Genomic DNA, 25,455 nt, shown 5'->3' on the forward strand with positions numbered 1-25,455 from the left:
TCCTCCAATTCTCATCCAGCTAAAAAGGCTTGTGTCACTTTAGCTTGAGTCGATGAAAGTTGAAGCAGATAGAGGCTTCCAGACAAATTCACCCAGAGAGCAAAACCCGCAACCAGTTGAGATTCTAATTTGATCGATCGCCAAAGTGTTCCTGAAGGAAATGGACCAGTAAGCGAACCTTGGTAGACAGATGACGATTGACCGGATAAATCACCGAAATCGAAAGTTCAGGCGGATGATAACTAGGCAACACTCTTTGCAGCGTCCCTTGTTGCAATTCCGGTTCCACAACAAACGTCGGCAATATCGTAATTCCTAACCCGCGAACTGCCGCATCTCGAAGGACTTCCCCATTGTTAGAACACAATACCCCAGTCACTGAAATCGTTTGTTCTCCCTCGGCTCCAATCAGTGTCCACTGACTTTCAACCGCAAGCTGACCGTAGTGCAAGCAGGAATGGTGGCGCAGTTCATCGGGATAAGTCGGTGTTCCGTTCGCCTCCAAATAGCTCGGAGCCGCACACAGAACTCGTGGAGCTGGAGTTAGCGGATGCACAATCAAACTGGCGACCTCTTGGGGTTTAGCAATTCGCACCGTCACATCGAAGCCTTCTTCGATCGGGTCTACAAAGCGATCGTTCAAGGTCAACTGCACTTGAAGATCAGGATACTGCACCAGAAAGTCAGCCAAAGCAGGCGCTAAGTGCATTGTGCCAAACGTCATTGGCGCATTCACCCGTAGTCTCCCTCTGGGTTCTGCCTGAAGCTGAGTGATCGATCGCTCCGCTTCTTCCAAACTCGCTAAAATCTCAACACAGCGCTCATGAAACGCCAGCCCGCTTTCGGTTGGCGTCACCACTCGTGTACTGCGATGCAGCAACTGCACACCCAGTTCGTTTTCCAGGGCAATCACCAACTTATTGACCTGCGATCGCGACAGTTCCATCTCTCTTGCCGCTGCCGCAAAGCCACCGGCGTTGACCACTTGAGTAAAGGCACGAATGCTTTCAAACTTATCCATCACTCACCATTGTAGCTTTTTAGGAGACAATCTGTAGATAAAATAGCATATTGTCTTTTATTTGAATCTATATCATAATCATAGTGTCCCCACGAAGGAAAGCGCGAACGGAACTTTCAGGCAGTTCGCCCTTAACCTTTCCCCTTTTCCTCTCAAACCCACTGGAGGTTTGTTCGATGATTACCTTACGACCCGCTCAAGCTCGAGGTGCTGCAAACTTTGGTTGGCTCGATAGTCGTCATACCTTTTCCTTTGGCGAGTATTACGATCCCAATCACATGGGCTTCGCTGACCTGCGCGTAATTAATGAAGATAAGGTAGCCCCTGCTCAGGGCTTTAGTACGCATAGACACCGCGATATGGAAATCATTTCCTATGTCCTTGAAGGCGCACTAGAACATAAAGACAGCCTTGACACAGGATCGGTGATTCGTCCTGGAGATGTGCAGCGGATGTCGGCTGGAACGGGCATCAGGCACAGTGAATACAATGCCTCAAAGACTGAGCCTGTGCATTTCCTGCAAATCTGGATTCTGCCAGAACAGAAAGGCATTGAACCAGGCTACGAGCAGAAAACATTCACCGACGAAGACAAGCGCGGTCAGTTGCGTCTGGTTGGGTCGCGCAATGGTCGCGATGGCTCGATTACGATTCATCAAAATGTTGACCTCTATGCGGCTGCGCTACACGATGGCGACGAAGTTAGCTATACCTTTGTCAATGGGCGAGTGGCTTGGCTGCAAGTGGCACGAGGTGCAGTGCAACTTAATGGTCAAACACTGACGGCTGGCGATGGGGTGGCGATCGCGCAGGAATCCCTGATTACGCTGCGAGGCGCTGCGGATGATGCGGAAGTGTTGCTGTTCGACATGGCGGCATAGGTTAGCGCGACAATTGGGCGATCGCCCCCAAGGAGAATGTGATGAAACTGTTCTACATGCCCGGAGCCTGTTCGCTTGCCCCTCACATCGTTCTGGAATGGATTGGCAAACCGTTTGAACTCGATCGAGTGGAACGGGGCAAAACTCGTGAACCGGAATTTTTAGCTGTCAATCCAGTCGGTAAAGTGCCAGCCTTGATTGAGGAGGATGGGCGGGTGCTGACGGAGGCAGAAGCAATCCTGCTGTATCTAGCTGAGAAGTTTCCAGACGATCATTTGGGTGCCAGTCCAACGCTAGAGGCGCAGTATGAAATGCACAAGTGGATGTCTTACCTGACTGGAGATGTTCACCCTGCTTTCTATCCATACTTTTTGCCACAGCGCTACATCACGGACGAGCATCAGTATCCTGCCGTGCGCGAGGCGGCTTACAAACAGATTGATGCCTGCTTTCAACTGCTCGATCACCACATGCGCGATCGCACCTACATGGTTGAGAAGCGACGCACCGTTCTCGATCCGTATCTGTTCGTTTTCTGTCGCTGGGGTAAGTCGCTGTCAAAACCCTTCACCGACTACCCCAACTTGCACCGCTTCCTGATGCAGATGGCAGACGATGCGGGTGTACAACGAGCGATGCAGGCACAACGTATCACGCTTTAAGTTTTATTTGTCGAAGGTTCAATTAAAGGGTAGTAAGTCGATCCTTTTGCACAAACATAGTCTTTGTCTCCGCTGACAAGGAGTATGGCAGGGAAGTGTCACCGCGCTCCCCAATTCCATGCTGCAACAAACTCGGTTCTTCAACCTTCAGGAGTTATTTCATCATGACTGTTCACAGCTTGTTAACGCCCGAAAATTCCACCGTCATCTTCATCGATCATCAACCCCAAATGATGTTCGGAGTGACGAATATCGATCGCCAAACGCTGATCAACAACACAGTTGGTTTAGCAAAAGCCGCTAAAGTGTTCAACGTGCCTACCATTCTGACGACTGTTGAAACCCAAAGCTTCAGCGGCTATATGTGGCCCCAGCTGCTAGAAATCTTCCCCGACCAAACTCCGATCGAGCGCACCAGCATGAACTCCTGGGAAGACACCAAATTTGTGGCTGAGGTTGAGCGAATTGGTCGCAAGAAGCTGGTGATCGCAGCGCTGTGGACAGAAGTGTGTCTCGTCTTTCCAGCGATTCAAGCGATTGAAGCAGGTTACGAAGTCTACTTTGTTGTCGATGCTTCTGGTGGCACCTCTCAAGTCGCCCATGACATGGCAGTACAACGGCTCATTCAGGCGGGTGCTGTACCCGTCACCTGGCAACAAGTGTTGCTGGAATACCAGCGCGATTGGGCACGCAAGGAAACCTACGATGCCGTGATTGAGATTGTCAAAGAACACTCTGGCGCATACGGTGTGGGCGTGGAGTATGCCTACACGATGGTACATGGTGCGCCTCCCAGTAATGCAAAAGCGACTGCTTTAACTCATGCATAATTGATGATTTGTGTTATCTCCGCTGAGCTGGCGATCGCACTTCAAACTCAGCGGAGATAAACATTTCTGTCTGATAACGATCTGTAAAGTCCTTTCAGAACCCTAGGAAAATCCCATGAAGAACAAGTTTACCGTTGAGAACACGGCAATGCTGTTGATTGATCATCAGCAGGGCACGATCAAACTGGCGCGTAACTTGCCCCGTGAAGAAATTGTGCAAAATACTCGTGCGTTGGCTCGTGTGGCAGTTGAAAGTGGAATGTCGCTAGTGTTAACTAGCAGCATGGAAGATCACTTTCAGGGTTTGCTGCTCGATGATCTACAGGAGATCGCACCTGAAGCCTATAGCAAGCGAATTAAGCGTCCGGGCGTGGTGGACTGTTGGGAATACGACGAGTACAAAAATGCAGTAATCGCCACGGGTAAGAAAAAGCTGATTATGGCAGGGCTGACGAATGATGTATGCATCGTCTATCCCGCCATCAGCGCGATCGAAGATGGGTTTGAAGTACAGGTTGTGGTGGATGCAGGCGGCTCACCTACAACGCTGGCAGACGAAACTGCCCTCCGGCGCATGGAAAAGCATGGGGTTACATTGACCTCAACCAACCAGGTGATGGCAGAGCTTGCCAATTCATGGTCAGAAGGAGTTGGGCAGACGATCCAAACCATTATGTACCAGGAAATTCTGTCTAAATTCCTGGAAGCGTAGGATAGTTGCCATGACAAACATCCTGGTGGTCTACACATCAACGCTGGGGAATACGCACAAAATGGCTGAGGCTGTTGCGGACGGGGCACGATCAGTAGAAGCAATGAGTGTCATTCTACGCGAGGCAACAGCGGCAACCAAAGAAGAGGTTCGCGCTTGTGATGCGCTGTTGCTCGGGACGCCTGTGCGCCATCGCTCCGCTGATGCACGGGTGAAGCAGTTCATTGAGAACACGATCGAAATCCTGTGGCTGACCGATGAGTTGGTCGGTAAAGTTGGCGGTGTGTTTTCTGTGGGCGGTGGTTATGGCAATGCCGGAGCGGGCGTTGAAATTACGCAACTGGGACTGCTCGCAGCCATGGCTGCGGCAGGAATGATCATCGTGCCGTTGCCCAAAACCACACCCGGAGCAGGCGTGGCTGGCAGTCACTGGGGCGCGCATGGCAGAAGTGGTGGGCCGAATATGGAGCCGATTGGCATCACCGATGAGATGCTTCAGTGTGCTTATCATCATGGAGCAAATGTGGCGCGGGTGGCAGCAGCACTACAGGGCAAAGACTTGATGGCACGGGGTAATCAAGCTCCTTCACCCGAGCTAATTGCCTTATTCTCGGGGTCTGGACCCCCTGTGGATGAGCAGCAGATGTCACTATAGCCATGCTGCCTCGATGACGATCGCTGGCTTGCGATCACCATCGTCCATCCTGCCCCAAATTGCGATTATTCAGGAGTAGTGCCCTATTGCTTAACCCTTAGCCTATTGGAGATACAAGCTTTATGTTGGAAGATTCGCTCACTATCGGTAAAGACGAAGACGCTCAAGTCACCGCCATCATCTCTCATGTAATTCGTTCAGGGCGCGAGCAGGGATACGAGAAGTGGTTTCAGGGCATTGCCGCAGATGCCCGAACCTTCAAAGGACATTTGGGCGTGAGTGCGATTCGACCGCGTGATCATGTGCATCCTGAGTACGTGGTGATTCTCAAGTTCGATCGCTACGACAACCTCAAAACCTGGCTAGAATCTGATGTTCGACGGCAATGGATTGAGCGCTTGCAGCCGCTGATTGAAAAGCCAGAGTTAATTCAAACGCTGACCGGACTAGAGACCTGGTTTACGCTGCCGAAGCAGCCGCTTAGATCTCTGCCGCCTCGCTACAAGATGGCAGCCGTCACTTGGCTGGGTGTGTTCGTTACACTCGCTGTCGTGAGTCGTCTACTGGCACCGCTTTTTTCCCGGTTACCAATACTGCTCAACCAACTGATTACGACGGGACTGGTTGTCGCACTCCTCACTTACGTGATCATGCCTCGCCTAACTCAGCTATTCCAACGCTGGTTATACCCTGAACCCTAATCTCCTGGGGTAGCGTTTTACATTTGTTGATGCTTTAGTTAGAGTTGAAGCCCGAACTCATAATGATTGATGTACAACCCTATCACTGTATCGTGCATTTGCTCAGATTTTGAAAAGCAAATAGTCTGCCCTAGAAATTCCTGCACGACCTTTGAGCGGTGGTAGCTCACCCCATCCCAAACAATCACCAAGCGCGTGTCCTCAGCATACAAAGACTGGAGATACTGCAAGAAGGCAACCGTATTGTCTTCGTTGCCTGCGCTGTACTCTTTGACAACAAACTGCTTGGTGAGATAATCCAATGCCCCATAATAGGTCTGCCGTTGCTTGGTAGACTTGATTTCCACATCCACTCGTTGCTTGCGCCGACTCCACCCATAGCCGCTGATATCACCCCACAGCAGTTGGCATTTATCGAGAAATAAAACTCTCAATTGTTCGCTAGCGATTTCGGATTGATGCGTTGCCAGTAGCGATTCAAGTTCTCTTTTTTTCCTGGATCAGGGTTTCATTCTTGTCGGGGTGAGAGAGTTGTGCCTTCTTCCAACTGAAGCCAGCGTCTTTGAGCAGAGCATAGTAGCTCTGAAGCGATTGGTAGACCACCCCATACTCATCCTCAACATGGTCAATCACCTCCTCCAGCGTCCAAGCATTCTGCCCGTCGAGCCACCGGAACAACGCTTGCTTCTGCTCGGCATCAAGATAGCCTTGGGTGCCCCAATAATTAGAGCGCAGTCCCTCCACACCTGAGCATTTGTAGCGTTGATAGCTGGCTGGGATGAAGCCAACCGACACTTGCAGGATGTCACGGATCTGCGGATAACTGTAACCACTCTGACTCATCTGCACGGCGAGCGTGCTTAAGTTCCAACGGAGGTGGGTTACTTTGAATAAACTGCTCGAGCGTTTCCATCGGCTGAGCGAATAGAATTTGGGGCACACCCTCAACCTACCATTTGTTCAAATCCTATCTAGGATACCTATAGTTGCATAGGTTCTACATCGTGCAAACTGCAAGCTATATTCATCATGAGCAACTTAAGTTGGATGTGAGCTTGAACTTAAGTTCATATGCAGACTAGTACTTAGGACTAACTCATTACTGATCGTTCTATTGCTTACAGGACGAACCCTAGTTTGATGACAAGTTTTCGTTAATTCCATAAGTTAAGGTTACATAAATGAATAGAGCATTGAAGAGAAGCAATTTTTACATGATTATTGCTCCCTTTTTTAAAGATTGAGAATGAGTCAAGATATTTTTGCTGAATCTGCTGGCGATCGTCAGCTATTAGCGGTGTCTCCCTCTGAACGAGATCATCGGCAGGGTTCACTAGACGCACGAGTTGTACTCGTTGAGTATGGGGATTATCAATGCCCGCAAAGTGGAGAACTTTATGCTTTGATTCAAGCAATTCAAGTACAGCTTAATAGAAATCTTAATGAGAAGAACTATTTATGCTTTGTGTTTCGACATTTTCCTCAACCTCAACTCAATCCGCAATCTCAGAAGGCAGCCGCAGCAGCAGAAGCAGCAGGAGCGCAAGGACAGTTTTGGCAGATGTCAGAAATTTTATGGGAGCATCATCAGGATTTAGGGGATGGCTATTTAGTGGAATATGCTGCCAATTTAGGACTAAACGTTACTCAGTTTTTGCGAGATATTGCTGGAGAAGTGTATGGCGATCGCATTCGCCAAGATATTGAAAGTGGAAGGCGCAGTGGCGTAACCCGCACACCAGCTTTGTTTATCAATAGCATTCGTTATCAAAATGCGTTGGAATTTGGGCCACTATTAAATGCAGTGATTGAATCTGGAGGTCTGGTGTAATAGGGTTTATCTATACTCACCATTAGCATTAAGCAGTCGCTCGATCGAAATGTTGCAATTGTGTGGTAAATGTACAAGTGAAAGGAAGATCAGTGATATGTTGCATAGGTGTGAAGAGCAATATTAGATATCTGTCAATCTTAAAGTAGGCTAACAGCCATAGACCGAGCACAGGTAATTGTTTTATCTGAATAAGGGTTGTCTGTCTTAAATAGAGGCACGATCGCATCGAGTAACCGCAAAAGGTGAGACAGCCATGAGCAAGTCGTATCTGGGTCGATGGATGTTGATAGGCAGTGCACTGTGGGTACTCAGTTGCCCTCAACCGATCGCCGCTCAAGTTGTACCTGATGATACGTTGCCAGTGGGAGAGCGATCGCAAGTTTCAGGCAATCCCAACTTCCAGGTTGACGGGGGAGCCAGACGAGGCGGCAATCTCTTCCACAGCTTCAGCCAGTTCTCAGTGCCCACAGGTGGGTCTGCCTTCTTTAACAATGCGACTGATGTGCAGAACATCTTCAGTCGAGTTACAGGTGGGTCAGCCTCAAATATTGATGGGATAATTCGGGCAAACGGCACGGCAAATCTATTTTTGCTCAACCCCAGCGGCATTCTGTTTGGTCCGAATGCGTCGCTTAATATTGGCGGTTCCTTTATTGCCACGACTGCTAACAGCATCAACTTTGCCGATAATTTTCAGTACAGTGCCACGAATCCCCAAACGACATCGCTACTGACGGTGAGTGTTCCAGTTGGCTTGCAGATGGGAACGAATCCAGGACGAATTGAGGTGCAGGGGAATGGCTATAACCTATCCGGGTCCACTCAGTCAGTCACTCCCGTGATTCGAGGCAATGCCTCAAGCCGTCTGCAAGTACCAACCAGACAAACCCTGACATTGCTTGGGGGAGACATCAATATTCAAGGCGGTATGCTGACGGCAGAGCAAGGACGCATTGAGTTAGGCAGTGCGCGGGATGGAATTGTGAATTTGGGGGCAGGGTTTGCTCTTAGCTATTCAAGGATTCAAGGATTTGGTGATATTCACCTATCACAAAGGGCATTAGCAGATGCAAGTGGTTCTCCGGGTGGTTCGATTCAAGTGCAGGGAAATCGCGTTTTACTGACCGATGGCTCACTCCTCCTGATTCAAAATCAAGGGGAGCAAGCGGCAGGAAGTCTACAGGTTAATGCTACCGATTCTTTAGAACTGAGTGGCGTCAGCCCCGATGGTCAGTTGAGCGGTGGGTTGAACACGGGGACGACCAGCAGTGGACGGGGAGCGGATATTGTCGTGTCTACCCGTCAACTTCTGGTTCAAGATGGCGCAGGCATTATAAATTCATCCTATGGCGCTGGTCGTGGAGGAGATGTCACGGTTGCTGCGACTGATTCTATCCAATTAATTGGATACTCCTTAGGCAATTTGGTCACCCGTATTGCCGGTGTGACAAGCAGTTCTGGTAATGGTGGAAATATCACGCTGTCTACTGGACGATTAAGCCTGCTTAATGGAGCACTGATCGGAACTAGCCCACTTGTTGGTAGTGGCAATGCAGGAAATTTGACGATTAATGCGACCGACTTGGTAGAACTGATTGGATTTGGGTCTGCCTCAATCAGTAATGTGAATTCCACTGCTGCTATCGGAGGGAATACTGGAAATGCTGGAAATGTGACTATTAATACCTCTAGGCTTGTCGGTCGCGACGGGGGCACCGTCACTGCTTTGACCTTCGGAGCGGGTAGAGCCGGAAGTATCACTATCAACGCCACCGAGTCAGTAGAATTCAGTGGGGTTGCACAACTTCCTCTGACCGGTATTCGCTTTCCCAGCCAGGTGAGTGCATCTGCTCAACTGCTTCCGCCAACGGTGTTCTATCCAAACACACCTATCCCGAATCAACCCTCTGGCAACGTGAGCATCTACACCGGACGCTTGAGCGTGACTGATGGGGCAAAAGTGGATGTGAGCCATGAAGGCACAGGGAGCGCAGGCACCCTACAAATCAATGCCAACTCCATCTTGCTCGATCGAGGCGGCTCGATTACTGCCGCGACCGCATCCGGGGAAGGCGGCAGCATTAACCTCAACGTGCGAGATACTATCCTGCTGCGAAACAACAGTCCGATTACCGCGTCGGCAGGTGGCACAGGCAATGGTGGCACGATCGATATCACAGCAGGCACACTCTCACTGCTGGGTGACACTCAACTCTCGACTGCGGCTTCTGGAGTCGGAAACGCAGGTGACATCACCGTGAGTGCCGATGCAGTGCGACTGAGTGGTGGTGCTCAACTGCTTACTAGCACTTCAAGTCGTGGTCAGGCAGGCAATATCACCCTCAATACGCCCAACCTCCAGCTATCCGGAAGAACCAGCGGTCTGTTTGCAGGCACGACCAGCACGGGCAATGCAGGGAACTTAACGATTCAACCCCGTGGAGACGGGCAAGCTGTGCGGGTAGACCTGCAAGACGGTGCACAAATCTCTGCTTCTACCTCCAGCAGCGGTCGGGGTGGACAATTAACCATTACCGCGCCTGAGTCCATCACCCTCACTGGAAATGGCTCCATCATCTCAGCCGAAACCAGCGGCAGCGGAATCGGAGGTAACTTAACGCTCCAAACCGGAGACCTCAACATCCAAAACCAAGCTCAAGTCACCGTCAGCAGTTCTGGCAGAGGTAGTGCAGGTTCTTTGTTTGTGGATGCCGATCGCATCTTCCTGGACAACGGCGGCAGAATCCGAGCGGACACTTCGGGTGGTGGCGGGAATATTAGTTTACGATCGCCTTTCATCGTCTTACGTAACGGCAGCAACATTACCACCAATGCGACTGGAGCTAACATTCCTGGTGGCAACATCGACATTGATACTCGGTTTCTAGTTGCAGTGCCAAACGAAAACAGCAACATCAGCGCCAACTCCCAGGACTTTCGCGGGGGCAATGTCAGCATTAATGCGATCGCACTCTATGGCATTCAGCCCAGTTCAACTTCCACTCCCTTGAGTGACATTACTGCCACCGGAGCAACTTCTGCCTTACCCGGCACAGTGGATGTCACCACCGCAACGATTGACCCAACATCAGGATTAGTGGCATTACCTGCTGACGTAGTAGATGCATCTCAGCTTATTGCTCAAGGCTGCCCTGCCGACGAGGGCAACTCGTTTGTCGTTACGGGTCGCGGGGGGTTACCTCCCACCCCAGAGCAGCAACTCGACGACGATGCCGATTGGCAGGATCGCCGCAGGCTCACCATCCCTCAGCAGACTGCCCCTCAGCAGACTACACCCGACAGCCCCAGCGATCGCCCTTTCCCTGGCACAGCTGATGCCCTGATTGTGGAAGCAACCGGATGGCAAACCACTGCCACAGGAGAGGTGAGGCTTGTTGCTACCCCTGCTGATTCCACGGTGCACACAGCGCTAAATCACTCGATCGCCTGTGAGGGGCGGGACTAACTCAGTTGCTCACATCAGCACCAGAAGGAGCCACAACATCAGATGAATGAGGGATATCCAAACAAGCGAACCAATCAAAAAGCGTCGATCGAGCAGCGCCACTCTGTCAACAAACGCTGGCTGCGATTTCTGCGATCGACTCTGTTAGGGCTGCTTGTTACCGTTATCCTTCATGCCGAGATCGCCGTTGGAATTGGTATAGAGAATACCGGGCAGCAGGTAGAGGCTGTACCTAATTTCATTCAAACTGATGCCACTTCTCCCCTGGCTCAACTCGTGCAGCAGGCAGAAGAGCGCTATCGGACAGGGCAGGTTTCAGAGGCGATCGCCCTTTGGCAGCAAGCAATGACCCGCTACGAAACAGCAGGCGATGTTCTCAATCAAGCACTCACGCTCAGCTTTCTCGCGACAGCTTTTGCCGATCTGGGACAGTGGACGCAAGCCAATGGTGCGATCGAGCAGGCGATGACGCTGCTAGCAGCTCAAAACTCAGCATCTAATCCGGAGATTTCATCTGCTCTTGCCCAAGTGCTGACGGTTCAGGGAAAACTCCAGCTTGATCAAGGTCAAGTGTCAGAGGCTGTGACAACCTGGAAAGCTGCTGAAGCAGCCTATCGCGAGACAAACGACTCAATCGGCATTGTGGGCAGTCAAATCAATCAGTCCAGAGCTTTACAGTCAGCCGGACTATACAGACGAGCCACAGATCTCCTGACACAGGTCGAACAGTCGCTGCACAACCAACCTGATTCGCGGCTTAAGGTGACGAGCTTGCGAAATCTGGGCAAGATGCTGAGACTAACGGGCGAGCTGGCTCAGTCTCGAACGGTTTTAGAGCAGAGCTTGGCGATCGCTCAAGCACTCCAAGACGGAACGCCCGAATCAGCAGCAGATCTTAGCGGGATTCTGCTAAGCCTAGGAAACACAACTCGCGCCCAAGGAGAAACTGACACAGCACTGGCACTCTACCAGCGGGCAGCAGCAATCGCGCCTTCGTTGATGGCAAAAACTCAAATTCAGCTTGTTGAGTTTAGTCTGCTAGTTGAAGTCGATCGATCGGCTGACGCGCAACGCCTGCTGCCAGATATTCAAGCTCAGCTTGCCCAATTTCCGCCAGGGCAGCAGGCAGCTTATGCTCACATCAGTTTGGCTCAAAGCTTAATCAAACTGCGAGAGCCTGCGAATCTGACCGCTTCGGCTCAAGCACTCGCCGCTGTAGTGCAACAAGTTCGGGCTATAGGTGATCACCGGACTGAATCCTACGCGCTAGGCACATTGGGGGGCCTGTATGAGGCAACTCACCAGTGGGACAGTGCTAAAACGCTGACTCAGCAAGCGCTCAGCCTATCTCAATCCATTGATGCACCTGACATTGCTTATCAATGGCATTGGCAGCTTGGGCGCATCTTCTGTCAAGACGCACAGCCTTGCCTGTCAAAAGGTCTGCAAAACGCTACAACTGTCTATGGCGAAGCGGTTAAAACGCTGCAATCGCTACGTACCGATCTCGCTGCCATTAGTCCAGATGTCCAGTTTTCGTTTCGAGAAAGTGTCGAACCCGTCTACCGACAGTTTGTGGAACTGCTGTTGCAGTCGGACGGCAATGCGGCTAGTCAGGACAATCTGAAACAGGCGCGTGAAGCGATCGAAGCACTTCAGCTTGCAGAACTTGACAACTTCTTTCGAGAAGCCTGCATCACGGCGAATCCAATCGAAATTGAGCAGATTGATCCGCAAGCTGCCATTATTTATCCCATTATTTTGCCGAGCCAGTTGGCGGTGATTGTGGCTTTGCCCAATCAGCCATTGCGCTATCACAAGACAGACTTGACGCAAGCAGAAGTCGATCGCATCCTCAGCCAGATGCGGCAATCCCTCAGACCGACCGCCTTTGTCGAAGACTGGATGCCCAGCGTTCAACAGGTCTATGATCTGCTGCTGCGCCCTGTAGAAACGGAGCTGGAAGCAAGTGGCGTTAAAACCCTTGTGTTTGTGCCTGATGGCTTGCTTCGCAGTTTGCCAATGGCTGCCCTGCACGATGGACAGCAATATCTGATTGAAAAATATAGTGTTGTGCTGACGCCCGGTTTACAGCTTCTGCAACCCCAACCGATCGAACAGTTGCAGCTGCGTGGACTGCTAGCCGGATTAAGTGAAGCACGGGAAGGCTTTTCGGCACTGCCAAATGTTGTGGTTGAAATTGATCAAATTCAAGCCGAAATTCCCGCTCAGGTGCTGCTTGATCAGACGTTCACCAATCGATCGCTGCAAACCCGTATGGATTCTACGGACGCGCCGATTGTTCACTTGGCAACGCATGGTCAGTTCAGCTCGAATGCCGAGGACACCTTTATCTTGGCATGGGATGGACGCATCAACGTGAAACAACTCGATCAACTGCTTCGCGCCAGGGAAGAGCTTAGTCCGATCGAGCTGCTAGTGCTGAGCGCGTGCCAAACCGCAACGGGCGATCGTCGAGCGGCTTTAGGAATGGCAGGCATGGCGGTGCGATCGGGAGCTAGAAGTACGCTGGCTTCGCTATGGTCAGTGAGCGATCAATCTACCGCAGCTTTAATGATTGAGCTTTATCGCGAGTTAGGTCTGCCTGGGGTGACAAAAGCTGAGGCACTCCGTCGTGCTCAGGTCAGTTTGCTGCACCAAAGCAATTACACGTCCCCTTACTATTGGGCACCGTTTGTTCTTTTAGGAAATTGGCTATAAAACCATGATGCATTTCATTAAATCTCTGTTTTGCAGTCTATCCATTGTTATTACTCTGAGTTTAGAACTGGCGATCGCCCCCGCTGTCGCAGCAGAAAGTCAGCAGGCAGGGAGCAATCCGCCGCCGCCACCGAGCAATCCAGGTAGCTCAGCCGCAGGGGGACGGCGCAACCCACAGACCTGTCCTCAAGATACAAGCACAGCAGCAACCACTCCAGTATTGACTGCCCTTAGCCCAACCCGCGAACCAGGTTTAACGGTGGCAGAGCGTCCGACATTTCTCGTCTATGTGCCTAGAACGAGTGCTGAGAATGCAGAATTTAGCCTTCGTAGTCAAGAGGGTCAGGGTGTTTATCGAACCACTGTTGCCTTAACCCAAACTCCTAGTCTAATCAGCATTACCCTCCCCGATCAGGTAGCGCCTCTGGAGGTTGACAGACCCTATGTGTGGTCGTTTGCCTTGATTTGTAATTCGGACGATCGCCTTGAAGATCGATTTGTCACCGGCAGTATTCAACGCATTGCACTAAATCCAACTCGCCTACAACAAATTGAGAAATCGTCTCCCAGACAACGCATTACGTTATACCGGGACGATAACATTTGGTACGATCCCCTTGCTCTCCTGTTTGAGTTGAGGCGCACTCAACCAGATGATCCTAGCCTCAACGCCGCTTGGCGCGAATTTCTGCAACTAAACGGCATCAGTATCATGATAAGTAGCAATTGAATTGGTAAAAATCATTAACCTTGAGCGATCGCATTTATCCAGTGTGGACAACTCTGAGACAGCAATTATGGCAATGGCGTGGAGTCCTGATAACAGTCCCCTGCATCGCTGGAGGATTGCTGACTTTACGATTGGCAGGAGCGCTCCAATTTATGGAACTGATGGCGCTTGACCAAATGGTTCGTCTACGTCCGTCTGAGCCTGCTGACTCTCGAATTGTTCTGGTGACGATCGACGAATCTGATATCCAGCAGCTTGGGCAGTGGCCGATGTCAGATGCTGTGCTTGCTCAGGTAATCTCATCGCTTAAACAGCAACAGCCCAGGGTGATTGGTCTTGATATCTTTCGAGATTTGCCTGTAGAACCGGGTCATCAAGCATTAGTCGAGGTCTTCACTTCCACACCCAATTTGATTGGCATTGAGAAGGTGATCGAAACAGCTAAGGGTGAAGTCATTCAAGCTCCACCCCTTCTAAAACAACGAGATCAAGTTAGCGCTAGCGATCTGTTATTAGATAGGGATGGCAGAATTCGCCGCAGCTTGTTGTATTTGAGAACTCAGGACAATCGCTCAATTCTCACGTTGGGCGCACGATTAGCATTCTTTTATCTTGATCGTCAGGGAATCACCCGGCAATCTCTAAACTCTGAACAGACGCAGTTTCGATTGGGTCGAGCCACATTTATGCCTCTGCAATCCAATGATGGTGGTTATGTTGGCGTTGATGCACGTGGATATCAGATTCTGTCTGGTTTTCCTAAATTCCAACCTGGGTTTCATACAATTTCGCTTACAGATGTATTGCACAGACGCATACCACAAGATTTGATGCGCGATCGCATTGTCGTAATTGGGCTAACCGCAGAAAGCCTTGAAGACCGCTTTTTTACCTCCTATACAACTGACTCGATTGCTGCTCCCGCTGGGGTTGAAGTTCATGCGTTGTTAACCAGTCAGTTGCTCAGCGCTGCGCTAGATGGACGACCTCTGCTGCGCGTATGGCCGGAACCGATTGAAATTTTATGGATTGTCGCTTGGTCAGCGATCGGAGCAGCCATCGGTTGGACATCTCCATCTCCACGAAAAACCGCGTTGGGAGTGATTCTATTGGGAGTTGCATTATGCGGTAGCGCCTACGGATTATTTTTAGCAGGTTGGTGGCTAATTATCATTCCACCACTCCTAGCTTTAGTTGGATCTGCGATTACAAGCAGCGGCTACCTACTGTGGGACAACCTCAGAGAGTATGCTCGAACGCTGGAACAAAGGGTTGAAGAGCGGACTTTGAAGCTAGAGCAAGAAATTGTTGAGCGCAAACAGGCAGAAGAAACGTTGAGTCAGCAAAAACTTCTTTTACAAACGATCGTAGATCATATTCCAGTTATGATTACGCTCTACAACTCAGATGGACAAATTGAGTTTGTGAATCGTCAGTTTGAGCAAATTTTAGGCTGGTCGATCACAGATTTAAATCATATTGACCTGATTGCTGAATGTAGTCCTGATTCAGAACAGCGCCAGCAAATTTTAGAGCATATGTTAGCTGCAACGGGCACCTGGTTAGACCTGAGAGTTAGAACAAAAGACGATCGCTTCATCGACACCTCTTGGGCAAATGTTCAATTGGCGAATTGCTTATTCGTTGGAATTGGTCAGGATATTAGCGATCGCAAACGTGCCGAGGAAGCCTCAATTTTAGACGAACGCAACCGCATGGCGCGGGAAATTCACGATACCCTGGCACAAGCCTTTACAGGTATTTTGCTACATATCGGAGCAGCCATGGAACTGATTACTAAAAAACCCGCAACGGTACAAGCACGCTTAGAAACCGTTGATGAATTGGCGCGGACAGGATTGTCTGAGGCGCGGCGATCGGTGGCAGCCCTGCGACCAAAATTATTAGAAAAGGGTAGCTTATTTGATGCCCTCAAACACTTAACTGCTCAAATGAAGTCGTCCACGGATACTTCTCTCATTTGTGAAGTCATTGGCACAGCTTATCCCTTATCACCCAATGTTGAAAATAATCTACTTCGCATTGGACAAGAAGCCTTAACCAATGCCATTAAATATGCTCATGCCAGCGAAATTCGCGTTGAATTGGTTTACGAAGAGACTCATTGTCTTTTACGGGTTAAAGACAATGGACAAGGATTCGAGATTGACCAGATACCTCTAAATCAGGGATTTGGTTTAGTAGGAATGAGTGAGCGAGTTGAGCAGATTGGCGGTGAATTAATTATTCAAAGTCAACCTGATCAAGGTACAGAAGTTGTTGTCATCCTGAATCGGGAGTAGGTACCTCATGAGTCAGCCAGCCGTCATTCGGGTTTTGATTGTGGATGATCATGCGATCGTTCAGCAGGGAATTGCCGCTATTATCCAACAAGAATCAGATATGACGGTGGTTGGTCGAGCCAAGGATGGGATTGAGGCGATCGCTCTGTTTCGCCAGGAACAGCCAGATGTGACCTTGATGGACTTACGAATGCCTCAAATGGGAGGGGTGGAAGCAATTACTGCAATTTGCGCCGAATATAACACAGCTCGCGTCATTGTGTTGACCACCTATGATGGAGATGAAGATATCTATCAAGGTCTACGAGCAGGGGCAAAGGGCTATCTGCTCAAAGACTCTAAACCCAGCGAGTTACGAACTGCCATTCGCACCGTTCACAAGGGGCATCAGTATATTCCACCTGATGTGGCTGCCAAGCTAGTGCAGCGAATGTCCAATCCAGAGTTGAGCGATCGCGAGTTAGAAGTGCTTCAGTTAGTGGCAAAAGGCATGAGCAATCTAGAGATTGGTGCTGCCTTGAATATTACTGAAAGCACCGTTAAATCAAATGTAAACCGAATTTTAAGTAAGCTGGGAGTAAAAGACCGCACTCAAGCAACCATTATTGCCTTAAAACGAGGGCTTACTAGCCTGTAAGTTTGCTATGCCCCACTTAGGTTTGATGTAAGCTTGAACTTAAGTTTGATTCTCTCGGCCCCTCAGATTGCCTAATAATCGATCGTTTTGTTGCTTAAGATATAGCTTCTGAGTTGACGACAGACCTGAGTTTCTCCTCTACATTAAAGTCATACAAACAACGACTTGTGCATTTCTAGCTCAAGCAAGTTTAGAAACGTATAAGTCTGTCAAAACGATGCTGTCAATGAGTTGAATTAGTACGTTGGAAGAAGTGGTGAATGTCATGCTATGGCTCAGTTCAGACGCTTCTAGTTTTGTCACTACGCGATCGATCGCGGTTGGTGGTGAACATACCAAGTAGTAACAAAAAGTTGATCACACAAATTATTCACCAATAGGGGCATCATGGTACAACCTCCCTAGTTTTTTGGTACTCGTCTCACCATCATTGCTGATCACACCACGACCGGAGGGCAATACGGGCCGATTGAAGGCTACTTTCCACCTAGCACGCAGTCTCCTCCCCACCACCACACGTGCTACTCTGAACAAACAAGAAGATGAAACTTCTCTCTGTCAACGTGGGACTGCCACGTGAAGTAGTCTGGAAGAGAAAAACAGTTAAAACTGTGATTTTCAAAGAGCCAGTCAGAGATCGAGTAATGGTGCGCGCAGCGAAGCTGATCCCTTTAGGATCGCCCAATCTAGACGACGATGAACAGGTTGACCTTAGCGCTCATGGTGGGGCAGACAAAGCAGTTTATGGCTATCCGTCTGAGCATTACGATGACTGGCAAAGTGAATTGCCTGACACAACGCTAACACCAGGCAACTTTGGTGAAAGCTCAACTGAAAGCTTTACCCGAAAGTTGGCGTAACTACTTTCAGGAGCAAAGCCGTCGTCAGGATGTGAAATAGAGGCTGTTATTTTGAGTATCTCTAAAGCCGAAACGGTTGCAGAAAGCAATGCAACAGGCGTCTTCGCTTCAGTTTTTGTCTAATTCCCAATAAAACCAAACATTTGTAGGAGATCTAATGTTTATCGACTACGTTACACTCATGCTCATTAACCTGGTGGCTGGACTCGTTTTGTTAGCTGCCTATGTATACTTTGGCCTTGGTAGTTCAAACCAGAGACGCTGGATTCCAGGCTTTGGTGTCGTTGGTGCGATCGCGTTAGTCACTGGCTTACACATGACGTTTACCTGGCCTATTCCTGGTAGTTTCAATATTGCCTTTGGTGAAACAACTACCCTGTTTGGCATTCTGTTCGTAGCAACTTCACTTACTCTGGCAATGGGTTGGGAGTTATTGAGCCTTGGTATTTATGGATTCTTTGCAGGGCTTGTATCGCTTCTCATTGGCTTTCGCTTCATCAACCTGGGACTAACACAAATTGCTGTGCCAGCAGGAACTGGGTTCATCTTAGTTGGTTTAGGAGGAATTTTTGCTGCACTGACGCTCTATCTCAAAGAAAACCGCTTCTTGCGAGCTACTGGAGCAATTGTGTTAATTGTGGCAGCCCTCATCTTTGCTTATATTGGATTGATTAGCTATTGGATACATCTTGCTGACTTCTCGACATGGCAACCCTTACCAAGATAGTGGCTATGATCGCGGACTAGTGCGACTAGTAGGAACAATCTTGATCCGAGTGACACTCAAGAAAATGATAGTGAATTAGGTCTTGAATGAGTTCGTGTAGATTTACAAGGAGAAAACCCATGACTACATTCCGCATGGTCTCGATCAATCGTTTAGATATTTTTTATCGTGAATCAGGTTCTCGTGATAATCCGACTATTCTACTGTTACATGGCTTTCCAACTTTCTCTTACATGTTTCGCAACTTGATGCCTGCGCCTGCTGATAAATTCTGTCTCATTGTCCCTGATTATCCTGGTTAAGAGCATCTTCCCTGCTGAAGGCACTTATCCCTACCAGCGCGACCTAAAAAACATTGAGTTTCATTTACTTGACACTGGGCATTTTGCCCTAGAAAAAGATGGGGACGCGATCGCAAATCACACCACCCAATTTCTCGGACCACGACTGCAACCTCTTCATGCCTGACGGGCCAAAGAAACATCACTTGGTTAGTAAGTACCAGACAAAAGCTTGCGAAGACAGGCTAGGAAGGATTTCATACTGTTGATCGATAAATTAAAAAGGTGGTTTTTGCAATGCAGCAAAGAATCATTAAAGTTCTTGAGTTTAGTTTGGTTGTCCTGCTAATTGCGAGCGCAATTTGGTTTGTTAATCAAGTCGGAATTGATCAGCTCAGAGCCAATGTTGCTCAATTTGGCATTTGGGCACCGTTCACGATTCTGTTACTGAGACTGACAAGTATTGTGGTTCCTGCATTACCAGGTACAGCTTATGCAGTTTTGTCCGGTGCTTTGTTTGGGTTTGCAAAAGGTTTAATTGTGATCGCGATCGCAGATTTTCTTGCCTGTGCGATTAATTTTTTCATTGCTCGTCGCTATGGTCGTGGGGTAGTGCGAAGGCTTGTCGGGAAGCGATTTATGAACAAGCTCGATCGCTGGAGTCAGAAATATCTGGAAGGCAATTTCTTCTTGATGACCGGCGCTTTGATGACGAGCTTTTTCGACTACATTTGCTACGCTGCTGGCCTTAGCCGGATGTCCTGGAAGCGGTTTATCAGTGCTGTGGGATTGAGTATTGCGATCGTCAAGCCTCCCATTGTGGCGGTTGGCGCAGGCATTTTGGAAGGTGAAAAGCTATTGATAGGCGCTTCAGTTATTGGGGTGTTGGCGATCGCCATTATCACCGCTTGGATTCGGCGCAAAGGAAATCAAACTGCTACTTTAGACAAATAAACATTACACAGCCTTGTTACGAAATAATGTAGATATTGAAGAGCTAAAGCTCTGATGTTGTGGCTCCTTCTGGTGCTGATGTGAGCAACTGGGTTAGTCCCGCCCCTCACAGGCGATCGGGTAATTTAGCGCTGTGTGCACCATGGAATCAGCAGGGGTAGCAACAAGCCTCACCTCTCCTGTGGCAGTGGTTTGCCATCCGGTTGCTTCCACAATCAGGGCATCAGCTGTGCCAGGGAAAGGGCGATCGCTGGGGCTGTCAGGTACACTTTGCTGAGGTGCACTCTGTTGAGGGAGGGTGAGCCTGCGGCGATCCTGCCAGTCGGCATCATCATCAAGTTGCTGCTCTGGGGTGGGAGGTAAACCCCCGCGACCCGTAACGACAAACGAGTTGCCCTCATTAGCAGGGCAGCCTTGAGCAATCAACCCGGATGCGTCCGCTACGTCAGTCGGTAATGCTACTAATCCTGATGTGGGGTCGATGCCTGCCGTCGTGACATCAATCGTGCCAGGTAAGGCAGACGTGGCTCCAGTCGCGGTGAGGTCGCTCAAGGGAGTGAGTGTTACACTGGGCTGAATGCCATAGAGCGCGATCGCATTAATGCTGACATTGCCCCCGCGAAAGTCTTGGGAGTTGGCGCTGATGTTGCTGTCTTCGTTGGGCACTCCCACCAAGAATCGAGTATCAACATCAATGTTGCCACCCGGAATATTAGCGCCAGTGGCGTTCGTGGTGATGTTGCTGCCGTTACGTAAGACGATAAACGGCGATCGCAAGTTAATATTGCCGCCACCCCCCGATGTATCGGCTCGAATACTGCCTACATTGTTCAGGAAGATGCGATCGGCCTCCACCAACAAGTTGCCTGCCCTGCCTTGCCCCGAACTACTAACAGTCACCTCAGCTTGGTTTTGGATGTTGAGGTCTCCTGTCTGCAACACTAAGTTCCCTCCGGCTCCTCTGCCGCTAGTTTCAGCGGAGATGATAGAGCCATCTCCAGTGAGGGTAATGGAATCTGGAGCGGTAATGGTGAGCCTACCTCCACGACCGCTACTAGAAGTGGAGGCAGAGATTTGGGCACCAGCGCTCAGTTCTACCCGTACAGCTTGCCCGTTGCCACCCGGTTGAATGGTTAAGTTTCCTGCATTTCCAGTATTGGTTGTGTCTGCAAACAGACCGCTGGTTCTTCCCGATAGCTGGAGGTTAGGTGTATTGAGGGTGATATTGCCTGCCTGTCCACGACTTGAGGTGTTGGTCCGCAGTTGAGCGCCACCGCTCAATCGCACTGCATCGGCACTCACGATGATGTCACCTGCGTTTCCAACCCCAGAAACCGTAGCTAAGAGTCGAGAGTCATCAAGAAGTGAGAGTCTACCTGCATTAATCTGAATGTTGCCGCCATTGCCATTGCCACCTGCTGATGCAGTAATCGAACTGTTGTTTCGCAGCAGCACAAGATCTCGCACGTTGAGGTCAATGTTGCCCCCCTCTCCAGAGACAGTCGCTGCAGTAATTGAACCGCCACGACCAAGAGAAATGGAGTTGGCGTTGACCCACAGGGTGCCAGCATTTCCAATTCCATCATTACTAACAGTAAGGTTTGCTCCATCAGTAATACTTAAGTGGGGCGTGTTAATAGTCACGCTGCCTGAATTTCCGCTTGGCCTGTCAGGCAACCCAAAAGCCTGTTGTACGGATTCAGGCACAACAGGGGCAGGCGAACCAATATGGCTTGGAAGAGAAGCCCCCGGGGGGTGTCCACTGAGTTCTACGGACTCTCTAGCATTAATAGTGACACTACCTGCGTTACCAAATCCTGCAGTGGAGGTTGCAATAACTCCTCCATCTTGAATTGCCAATCTTGAGGTATTAACTATAAGGCGACCAGCGTTCCCAGCACCTAGAGTAATAGCAACCACACTACTTTGACCGAAGCTAGTGGTTTGCCCAGTTATTCTGATCAAGTCAGACGCATTCACCATTACAGTTCCACCTTCACCAGTTCCAAAAGCGGCAGTTCCTAAACTTCCTCCTTCTAAAAGATTTAACTGCCCTGTTGATACCGTCACCACTCCTCCATCTCCAGAGTTGTACGAGCCATTACCGATAGTACTACCAAGAGTAGGGTTTAAAGGCGCAAAACCAATTAGTTGTGTAGAGTCAGAAGCATTTACAGTTACATTGCCAGTATCCCCAGAACTGTAGGAATTAGCAAGAATTGCCGCTCCACCCTGTAGGAGTAACTGCTGAGTTGAAACTGTAAGATCTGCTCCACGTCCAACTCCCGCAGTATTACTGATCAAGCCGCCATAAAACCTGCTATCTGGGCTACTTTCACTCAGTTCTAAAGACTGAGAAGCATTCACTCTAATGCTCCCCCCTGCCTGAGTGCTTTGGTTTTGAATCAACATAATTGAACCATCTGCCAGCGAGACTTGGCTCCCCTGCACCTGAATTGAACCGCCTCCACTGGCATTGGCTAATGCCTGTTGCGAGAGACGAATATTGCCAAAGTTTCGTACTCCTGGATAGCTCAAGGCAAAGCTATCACTAAGGCTCACTTGCCCACCGCGAACGCTACCCAATTCAATTCGTCCTTGCTCCGCCGTCAGCGTGCCACCATTAATGTCTATATCCCCGCCAATCAAAGCGAGAGTTCGACCTGTTGGCACCTGCAACCCTACTGTACTACCACCTCTAACAATCGGGGAAAAACGAGGCACTGCAACGGATAAATTATATCCATTCCCCTGCACCTCAATCCGTCCAGGATTAGTTCCCATCTGCAAGCCAATCGGAACGCTGACCGTCAATAGCGGGATGGCTTGAGGATTGGTAGCGCTGTACTGAAATTGATCGGCAAAGTTGATGCTATCAGCTGTACTGGCAACAAAGGAACCCCCAATATTGAGTCGTGCGTTGGCACCAAATAGAATGCCATTCGGGTTGAGCAAAAACAGATTCGCGGTGCCATTCGCCCGAATTACCCCATCAATATTCGAGGCAGACCCACCCGTAACGCGGCTAAAAATGTTTTGCACATCCGCCGCATTGTTGAAGTAAGCAGATCCACCCGTCGGCACCGAGAACTGACTGAAGCTGTGGAATAGATTGCCGCCTCGTCTGGCTCCACCATCGATTTGAGCATTGACATCGCCTCTCACTTGCGATCGCTCTCCCGCAGGTAGGGTATCGTCAGGCACAACTTGAGCAGCGATCGGTTGAGGGCAACCGAGTACCCATAGCGTACCGCCTATCAACGTCCATCGACCCAGATACGACTTGCTCATGGCTGTCTCACCTCTTGCGGTTACTCGATGTGATCGTGCCTCTATTTAAGACAGACAACCCTTATTGAGATAAAACGATTACCTGTACTCGGTCTATGGCTTTTAGCCTACTTAAAGATTGACAGATCTCTGACAGCGCTCTTCACACCTATGCAACATATCATTGATTCTCCGATCAGTTGTATATTAACTGTACAATCGCAACATTTCGATCGGAACTAAATCATGCACTTGAGGGTACTGCCATTCCACAATCGGCATCTCCTCTAACGATGTCCCCCATCCTTGGCACGTCTCAATTTGGTGCTGCTCAATCTCATCGGGCGCATCCACCCTTCCCAAAAAGCAGTGGATACGTTTGATGTGTGAATCGGTATACGCTTTGCCACCAAAAGCGGTTGCAAGCTCGACAAAATTGACAGTTTTAACTTGTAAGTTGTACTTAAGTTTGCTTTTGCACTCCAACTTAAGTTGGAATCAATTTCATCCTTGAGCGTTTGATTGCCCACTCTCTTGATGGTGCAAAAATGCCAACTTCAGATGGGTTACAAACCAAAGGTAACTCCCTATAGTTGATTCACGCTAACAGGCATAGTCAATGACTAATCTATAGGATTTCAGTTCACTTAAATCAATCAAGAAGACGTTGTAGATGATCGATTGTAAGTAGCATACTCTCCATCGGAAGTATCAGTAAAGCATGATCATAAACCAAATTTTGTTGTCAGTTCAACCCTCTATAGCGTCAAATTTATTCTCGTGTTCAACGGGCTGCGGAAGCAGTCGAAGCGGCAGAAGTTCAAGGTTTGCTCTGTAGTAATGCTGCAAGTGGCTGGAGATTTTCAGGCTTACTTCAATCAATATCTGAATGAGGAGCGTTCATGGTTTTTACTCAACCACTGACTAAAAATAAGTTTGAGTATTTGGAATTGCCAACTCAGGAATTATCAATTCAAATTAATCCTTCTGAGAATTTTTCGGTTGATCATGCACTTATTCACGTTGCACAAACAGTCGCACAGACGCTGAAACATACTTATTCTGCTCAAGTTGAATGCTGCAATTACACTCAAACCATTTCAATTCGAGCAATCGAACCAGAGTACAAACATCTCGTGTGCACTGAACCTTTAACTGCTCGTGAATTAGAGGTGGTACAACTGATTGCTAATGGTGATAAAAATTTTATCATTGCTCAAAAACTTCACATTACTGTGGCAACGGTTAAAACTCACGTTCGCAACATTCTAAAGAAGCTTTGTGTGAACGATCGAACTCAGGCAGCAATTCGGGCACTCCGCTCCGGTTTAGCTCATTGAGCAACTCCACAACCGAGTTATGTCCGTTGCACTTCTTGTGTATTTCAAGAAGATTGACCATGCAATTTCAGCAAATGATCAGCAGCATAACCCTGGCAACCGCAACCACGGTGGGTTTGTCATCAGCATCTCATGCTTCAACTAAGTATGAAGCCCAGGAGGACACCCATCATGAATATCACAGCACAGGGCCACTCAATCGCTGAATGATGCAATCTCTACCTGAAGCATATCAGGTCTAACTATTTCCGGCTCACTTCCTGTTGCTTTCCTCGAATGCCAAATAATTGAATTGCGTTCTAACTCAAGGAACTTGAGTGGTGTGCATAGAGCGATCGCTCAATGAAGAGTAACCAATCTGAACATCAAACCTACTAACCAAAAGGAGAACAAAATGAGTAGCAATCAAGTCACCAATCAAACCATGAAACTCGAAGTTGTGGTACTGCCTGTTGCCGATGTCGATCGCTCCAAAGACTTCTACAAAACGTTGGGATGGCGACTCGATGCCGACTTTGTCACCAGTGAAGACTTTCGAGTGGTGCAATTGACTCCTCCTGGATCGGCAGCCTCGATCATTTTCGGTGAAGGAATTTCATCATCCGCGCCGGGTTCAGTTCAAGGTTTGTACCTCATCGTTTATGACATCGAAGCCGCCCATGCTGAACTGGTCGATCGGGGGGTCGAGGTAAGTGAGATATTCCACGACGTCGGCGGGATCTTCCCCCACGCTGGAACTGAAGGACGAGTGCCAGGTCCTGATCCAGAACGTCGCGACTATGCCTCCTATGCCTCGTTTAGTGATCCAGACGGCAACGGTTGGGTGCTTCAGGAGATCAGGGTGCGGAAGCCCGGACGGTAATGAAACAT

The 25,455-nt window shown here is 49.2% G+C and carries 22 protein-coding genes; 18 read left to right on the forward strand and 4 right to left on the reverse strand.

Annotation, left to right across the window (positions count from 1 at the left end; genetic code table 11):
• Window positions 1-124: 124 nt before the first annotated feature.
• Entirely contained in the window at window positions 125-1,021 is an 897-nt protein-coding gene (locus NDA02_RS23815) for a LysR family transcriptional regulator (RefSeq protein ID WP_190791215.1), read from the reverse strand.
• 176 nt (window positions 1,022-1,197) lie between these two features.
• On the opposite strand from NDA02_RS23815, the gene NDA02_RS23820 reads away from it, so the two are divergent.
• The 6 genes from NDA02_RS23820 (at window position 1,198) to NDA02_RS23845 (ending at window position 5,462) form a co-directional block, all read left to right on the forward strand.
• Window positions 1,198-1,902 carry a pirin family protein gene (locus NDA02_RS23820; RefSeq protein ID WP_190791216.1) on the forward strand — a complete coding sequence of 235 codons (705 nt, stop codon included), beginning with the start codon at window positions 1,198-1,200 and terminating at the stop codon, window positions 1,900-1,902.
• 41 nt (window positions 1,903-1,943) lie between these two features.
• Window positions 1,944-2,564, forward strand: a complete 621-nt coding sequence (locus tag NDA02_RS23825) for a glutathione S-transferase N-terminal domain-containing protein (RefSeq protein ID WP_348256043.1) — start codon at window positions 1,944-1,946, stop codon at window positions 2,562-2,564.
• 164 nt (window positions 2,565-2,728) lie between these two features.
• The gene (locus NDA02_RS23830; RefSeq protein WP_190791218.1) at window positions 2,729-3,394 is read left to right on the forward strand and encodes a hydrolase; all 666 of its coding nucleotides are present in this window, start codon (window positions 2,729-2,731) and stop codon (window positions 3,392-3,394) included.
• A 115-nt stretch (window positions 3,395-3,509) separates the two neighbouring features.
• Window positions 3,510-4,106: an isochorismatase family protein gene (locus NDA02_RS23835; protein WP_190791219.1), complete on the forward strand. Its 597-nt coding sequence runs from the start codon at window positions 3,510-3,512 to the stop codon at window positions 4,104-4,106.
• Between the two features lie 10 nt (window positions 4,107-4,116).
• Window positions 4,117-4,761 carry a flavodoxin domain-containing protein gene (locus NDA02_RS23840; RefSeq protein WP_190791220.1) on the forward strand — a complete coding sequence of 215 codons (645 nt, stop codon included), beginning with the start codon at window positions 4,117-4,119 and terminating at the stop codon, window positions 4,759-4,761.
• Between the two features lie 122 nt (window positions 4,762-4,883).
• The gene (locus tag NDA02_RS23845) at window positions 4,884-5,462 is read left to right on the forward strand and encodes an antibiotic biosynthesis monooxygenase (RefSeq protein ID WP_190791221.1); all 579 of its coding nucleotides are present in this window, start codon (window positions 4,884-4,886) and stop codon (window positions 5,460-5,462) included.
• A 38-nt stretch (window positions 5,463-5,500) separates the two neighbouring features.
• Here NDA02_RS23845 and NDA02_RS23850 read toward each other — a convergent pair whose 3' ends face one another.
• On the reverse strand, window positions 5,501-5,896 hold the full coding sequence (locus NDA02_RS23850) for a transposase (RefSeq protein WP_190791222.1): 396 nt from the start codon (window positions 5,894-5,896) through the stop codon (window positions 5,501-5,503).
• A 43-nt stretch (window positions 5,897-5,939) separates the two neighbouring features.
• Window positions 5,940-6,305 (reverse strand): winged helix-turn-helix domain-containing protein, encoded by a 366-nt coding sequence (locus NDA02_RS23855; protein ID WP_190791223.1) that lies wholly within the window; start codon window positions 6,303-6,305, stop codon window positions 5,940-5,942.
• Window positions 6,306-6,708: 403 nt separating this feature from the next.
• On the opposite strand from NDA02_RS23855, the gene NDA02_RS23860 reads away from it, so the two are divergent.
• From NDA02_RS23860 to NDA02_RS23905, 10 genes are all read left to right on the forward strand, one after another.
• Complete coding sequence (locus NDA02_RS23860) at window positions 6,709-7,293, forward strand: thioredoxin domain-containing protein (protein WP_348256044.1); 585 nt, start codon at window positions 6,709-6,711, stop codon at window positions 7,291-7,293.
• Between the two features lie 256 nt (window positions 7,294-7,549).
• Window positions 7,550-10,762: a filamentous hemagglutinin N-terminal domain-containing protein gene (locus tag NDA02_RS23865; RefSeq protein WP_348256045.1), complete on the forward strand. Its 3,213-nt coding sequence runs from the start codon at window positions 7,550-7,552 to the stop codon at window positions 10,760-10,762.
• Between the two features lie 42 nt (window positions 10,763-10,804).
• Window positions 10,805-13,483 (forward strand): CHAT domain-containing protein, encoded by a 2,679-nt coding sequence (locus NDA02_RS23870; RefSeq protein ID WP_348256046.1) that lies wholly within the window; start codon window positions 10,805-10,807, stop codon window positions 13,481-13,483.
• Window positions 13,484-13,487: 4 nt separating this feature from the next.
• A complete protein-coding gene (locus NDA02_RS23875) occupies window positions 13,488-14,213 on the forward strand; it encodes a DUF928 domain-containing protein (protein WP_190793833.1) in 726 nt (241 codons plus the stop codon).
• A gap of 41 nt (window positions 14,214-14,254) precedes the next feature.
• Window positions 14,255-16,516, forward strand: coding sequence for a CHASE2 domain-containing protein (locus NDA02_RS23880; protein ID WP_348249479.1), 2,262 nt, complete (start codon window positions 14,255-14,257; stop codon window positions 16,514-16,516).
• 7 nt (window positions 16,517-16,523) lie between these two features.
• Entirely contained in the window at window positions 16,524-17,153 is a 630-nt protein-coding gene (locus NDA02_RS23885) for a response regulator transcription factor (RefSeq protein ID WP_348249463.1), read from the forward strand.
• Window positions 17,154-17,797: 644 nt separating this feature from the next.
• Window positions 17,798-18,013, forward strand: coding sequence for an MOSC domain-containing protein (locus NDA02_RS23890; RefSeq protein WP_348256047.1), 216 nt, complete (start codon window positions 17,798-17,800; stop codon window positions 18,011-18,013).
• Window positions 18,014-18,170: 157 nt separating this feature from the next.
• Window positions 18,171-18,740, forward strand: coding sequence for a DUF981 domain-containing protein (locus NDA02_RS23895; protein WP_348249465.1), 570 nt, complete (start codon window positions 18,171-18,173; stop codon window positions 18,738-18,740).
• Window positions 18,741-18,859: 119 nt separating this feature from the next.
• Window positions 18,860-19,042, forward strand: a complete 183-nt coding sequence (locus tag NDA02_RS23900; protein WP_348256048.1) for an alpha/beta fold hydrolase — start codon at window positions 18,860-18,862, stop codon at window positions 19,040-19,042.
• Window positions 19,043-19,318: 276 nt separating this feature from the next.
• Complete coding sequence (locus NDA02_RS23905; protein WP_348249466.1) at window positions 19,319-19,975, forward strand: VTT domain-containing protein; 657 nt, start codon at window positions 19,319-19,321, stop codon at window positions 19,973-19,975.
• A gap of 93 nt (window positions 19,976-20,068) precedes the next feature.
• Here the strand turns inward: NDA02_RS23905 and NDA02_RS23910 are convergent, their stop codons facing one another.
• Window positions 20,069-23,266 carry a filamentous hemagglutinin N-terminal domain-containing protein gene (locus tag NDA02_RS23910; RefSeq protein WP_348256049.1) on the reverse strand — a complete coding sequence of 1,066 codons (3,198 nt, stop codon included), beginning with the start codon at window positions 23,264-23,266 and terminating at the stop codon, window positions 20,069-20,071.
• Between the two features lie 881 nt (window positions 23,267-24,147).
• Between NDA02_RS23910 and NDA02_RS23915 the strand changes: the two genes are divergently transcribed.
• A complete protein-coding gene (locus tag NDA02_RS23915) occupies window positions 24,148-24,585 on the forward strand; it encodes a response regulator transcription factor (protein WP_348249468.1) in 438 nt (145 codons plus the stop codon).
• A gap of 394 nt (window positions 24,586-24,979) precedes the next feature.
• Window positions 24,980-25,447, forward strand: coding sequence for a VOC family protein (locus NDA02_RS23920; protein WP_348249469.1), 468 nt, complete (start codon window positions 24,980-24,982; stop codon window positions 25,445-25,447).
• Window positions 25,448-25,455 lie beyond the last annotated feature (8 nt).

The sequence above is a fragment of the Leptolyngbya sp. ST-U4 genome (assembly GCF_039962215.1).
Taxonomy (GTDB): Bacteria; Cyanobacteriota; Cyanobacteriia; order Elainellales; family Elainellaceae; genus Leptolyngbya_A.

What these genes read in the sequence shown, in the direction of transcription:
- NDA02_RS23815 (WP_190791215.1), bottom strand. Translation starts at nt 1,021, where the DNA reads ATGGATAAGTTTGAAAGCATTCGTGCCTTTACTCAAGTGGTCAACGCC.
- NDA02_RS23820 (WP_190791216.1), top strand. Translation starts at nt 1,198, where the DNA reads ATGATTACCTTACGACCCGCTCAAGCTCGAGGTGCTGCAAACTTTGGT.
- NDA02_RS23825 (WP_348256043.1), top strand. Translation starts at nt 1,944, where the DNA reads ATGAAACTGTTCTACATGCCCGGAGCCTGTTCGCTTGCCCCTCACATC.
- NDA02_RS23830 (WP_190791218.1), top strand. Translation starts at nt 2,729, where the DNA reads ATGACTGTTCACAGCTTGTTAACGCCCGAAAATTCCACCGTCATCTTC.
- NDA02_RS23835 (WP_190791219.1), top strand. Translation starts at nt 3,510, where the DNA reads ATGAAGAACAAGTTTACCGTTGAGAACACGGCAATGCTGTTGATTGAT.
- NDA02_RS23840 (WP_190791220.1), top strand. Translation starts at nt 4,117, where the DNA reads ATGACAAACATCCTGGTGGTCTACACATCAACGCTGGGGAATACGCAC.
- NDA02_RS23845 (WP_190791221.1), top strand. Translation starts at nt 4,884, where the DNA reads ATGTTGGAAGATTCGCTCACTATCGGTAAAGACGAAGACGCTCAAGTC.
- NDA02_RS23855 (WP_190791223.1), bottom strand. Translation starts at nt 6,305, where the DNA reads ATGAGTCAGAGTGGTTACAGTTATCCGCAGATCCGTGACATCCTGCAA.
- NDA02_RS23860 (WP_348256044.1), top strand. Translation starts at nt 6,709, where the DNA reads ATGAGTCAAGATATTTTTGCTGAATCTGCTGGCGATCGTCAGCTATTA.
- NDA02_RS23865 (WP_348256045.1), top strand. Translation starts at nt 7,550, where the DNA reads ATGAGCAAGTCGTATCTGGGTCGATGGATGTTGATAGGCAGTGCACTG.
- NDA02_RS23870 (WP_348256046.1), top strand. Translation starts at nt 10,805, where the DNA reads ATGAATGAGGGATATCCAAACAAGCGAACCAATCAAAAAGCGTCGATC.
- NDA02_RS23875 (WP_190793833.1), top strand. Translation starts at nt 13,488, where the DNA reads ATGATGCATTTCATTAAATCTCTGTTTTGCAGTCTATCCATTGTTATT.
- NDA02_RS23885 (WP_348249463.1), top strand. Translation starts at nt 16,524, where the DNA reads ATGAGTCAGCCAGCCGTCATTCGGGTTTTGATTGTGGATGATCATGCG.
- NDA02_RS23890 (WP_348256047.1), top strand. Translation starts at nt 17,798, where the DNA reads ATGGTGCGCGCAGCGAAGCTGATCCCTTTAGGATCGCCCAATCTAGAC.
- NDA02_RS23895 (WP_348249465.1), top strand. Translation starts at nt 18,171, where the DNA reads ATGTTTATCGACTACGTTACACTCATGCTCATTAACCTGGTGGCTGGA.
- NDA02_RS23900 (WP_348256048.1), top strand. Translation starts at nt 18,860, where the DNA reads ATGACTACATTCCGCATGGTCTCGATCAATCGTTTAGATATTTTTTAT.
- NDA02_RS23905 (WP_348249466.1), top strand. Translation starts at nt 19,319, where the DNA reads ATGCAGCAAAGAATCATTAAAGTTCTTGAGTTTAGTTTGGTTGTCCTG.
- NDA02_RS23910 (WP_348256049.1), bottom strand. Translation starts at nt 23,266, where the DNA reads ATGAGCAAGTCGTATCTGGGTCGATGGACGTTGATAGGCGGTACGCTA.
- NDA02_RS23915 (WP_348249468.1), top strand. Translation starts at nt 24,148, where the DNA reads ATGGTTTTTACTCAACCACTGACTAAAAATAAGTTTGAGTATTTGGAA.
- NDA02_RS23920 (WP_348249469.1), top strand. Translation starts at nt 24,980, where the DNA reads ATGAGTAGCAATCAAGTCACCAATCAAACCATGAAACTCGAAGTTGTG.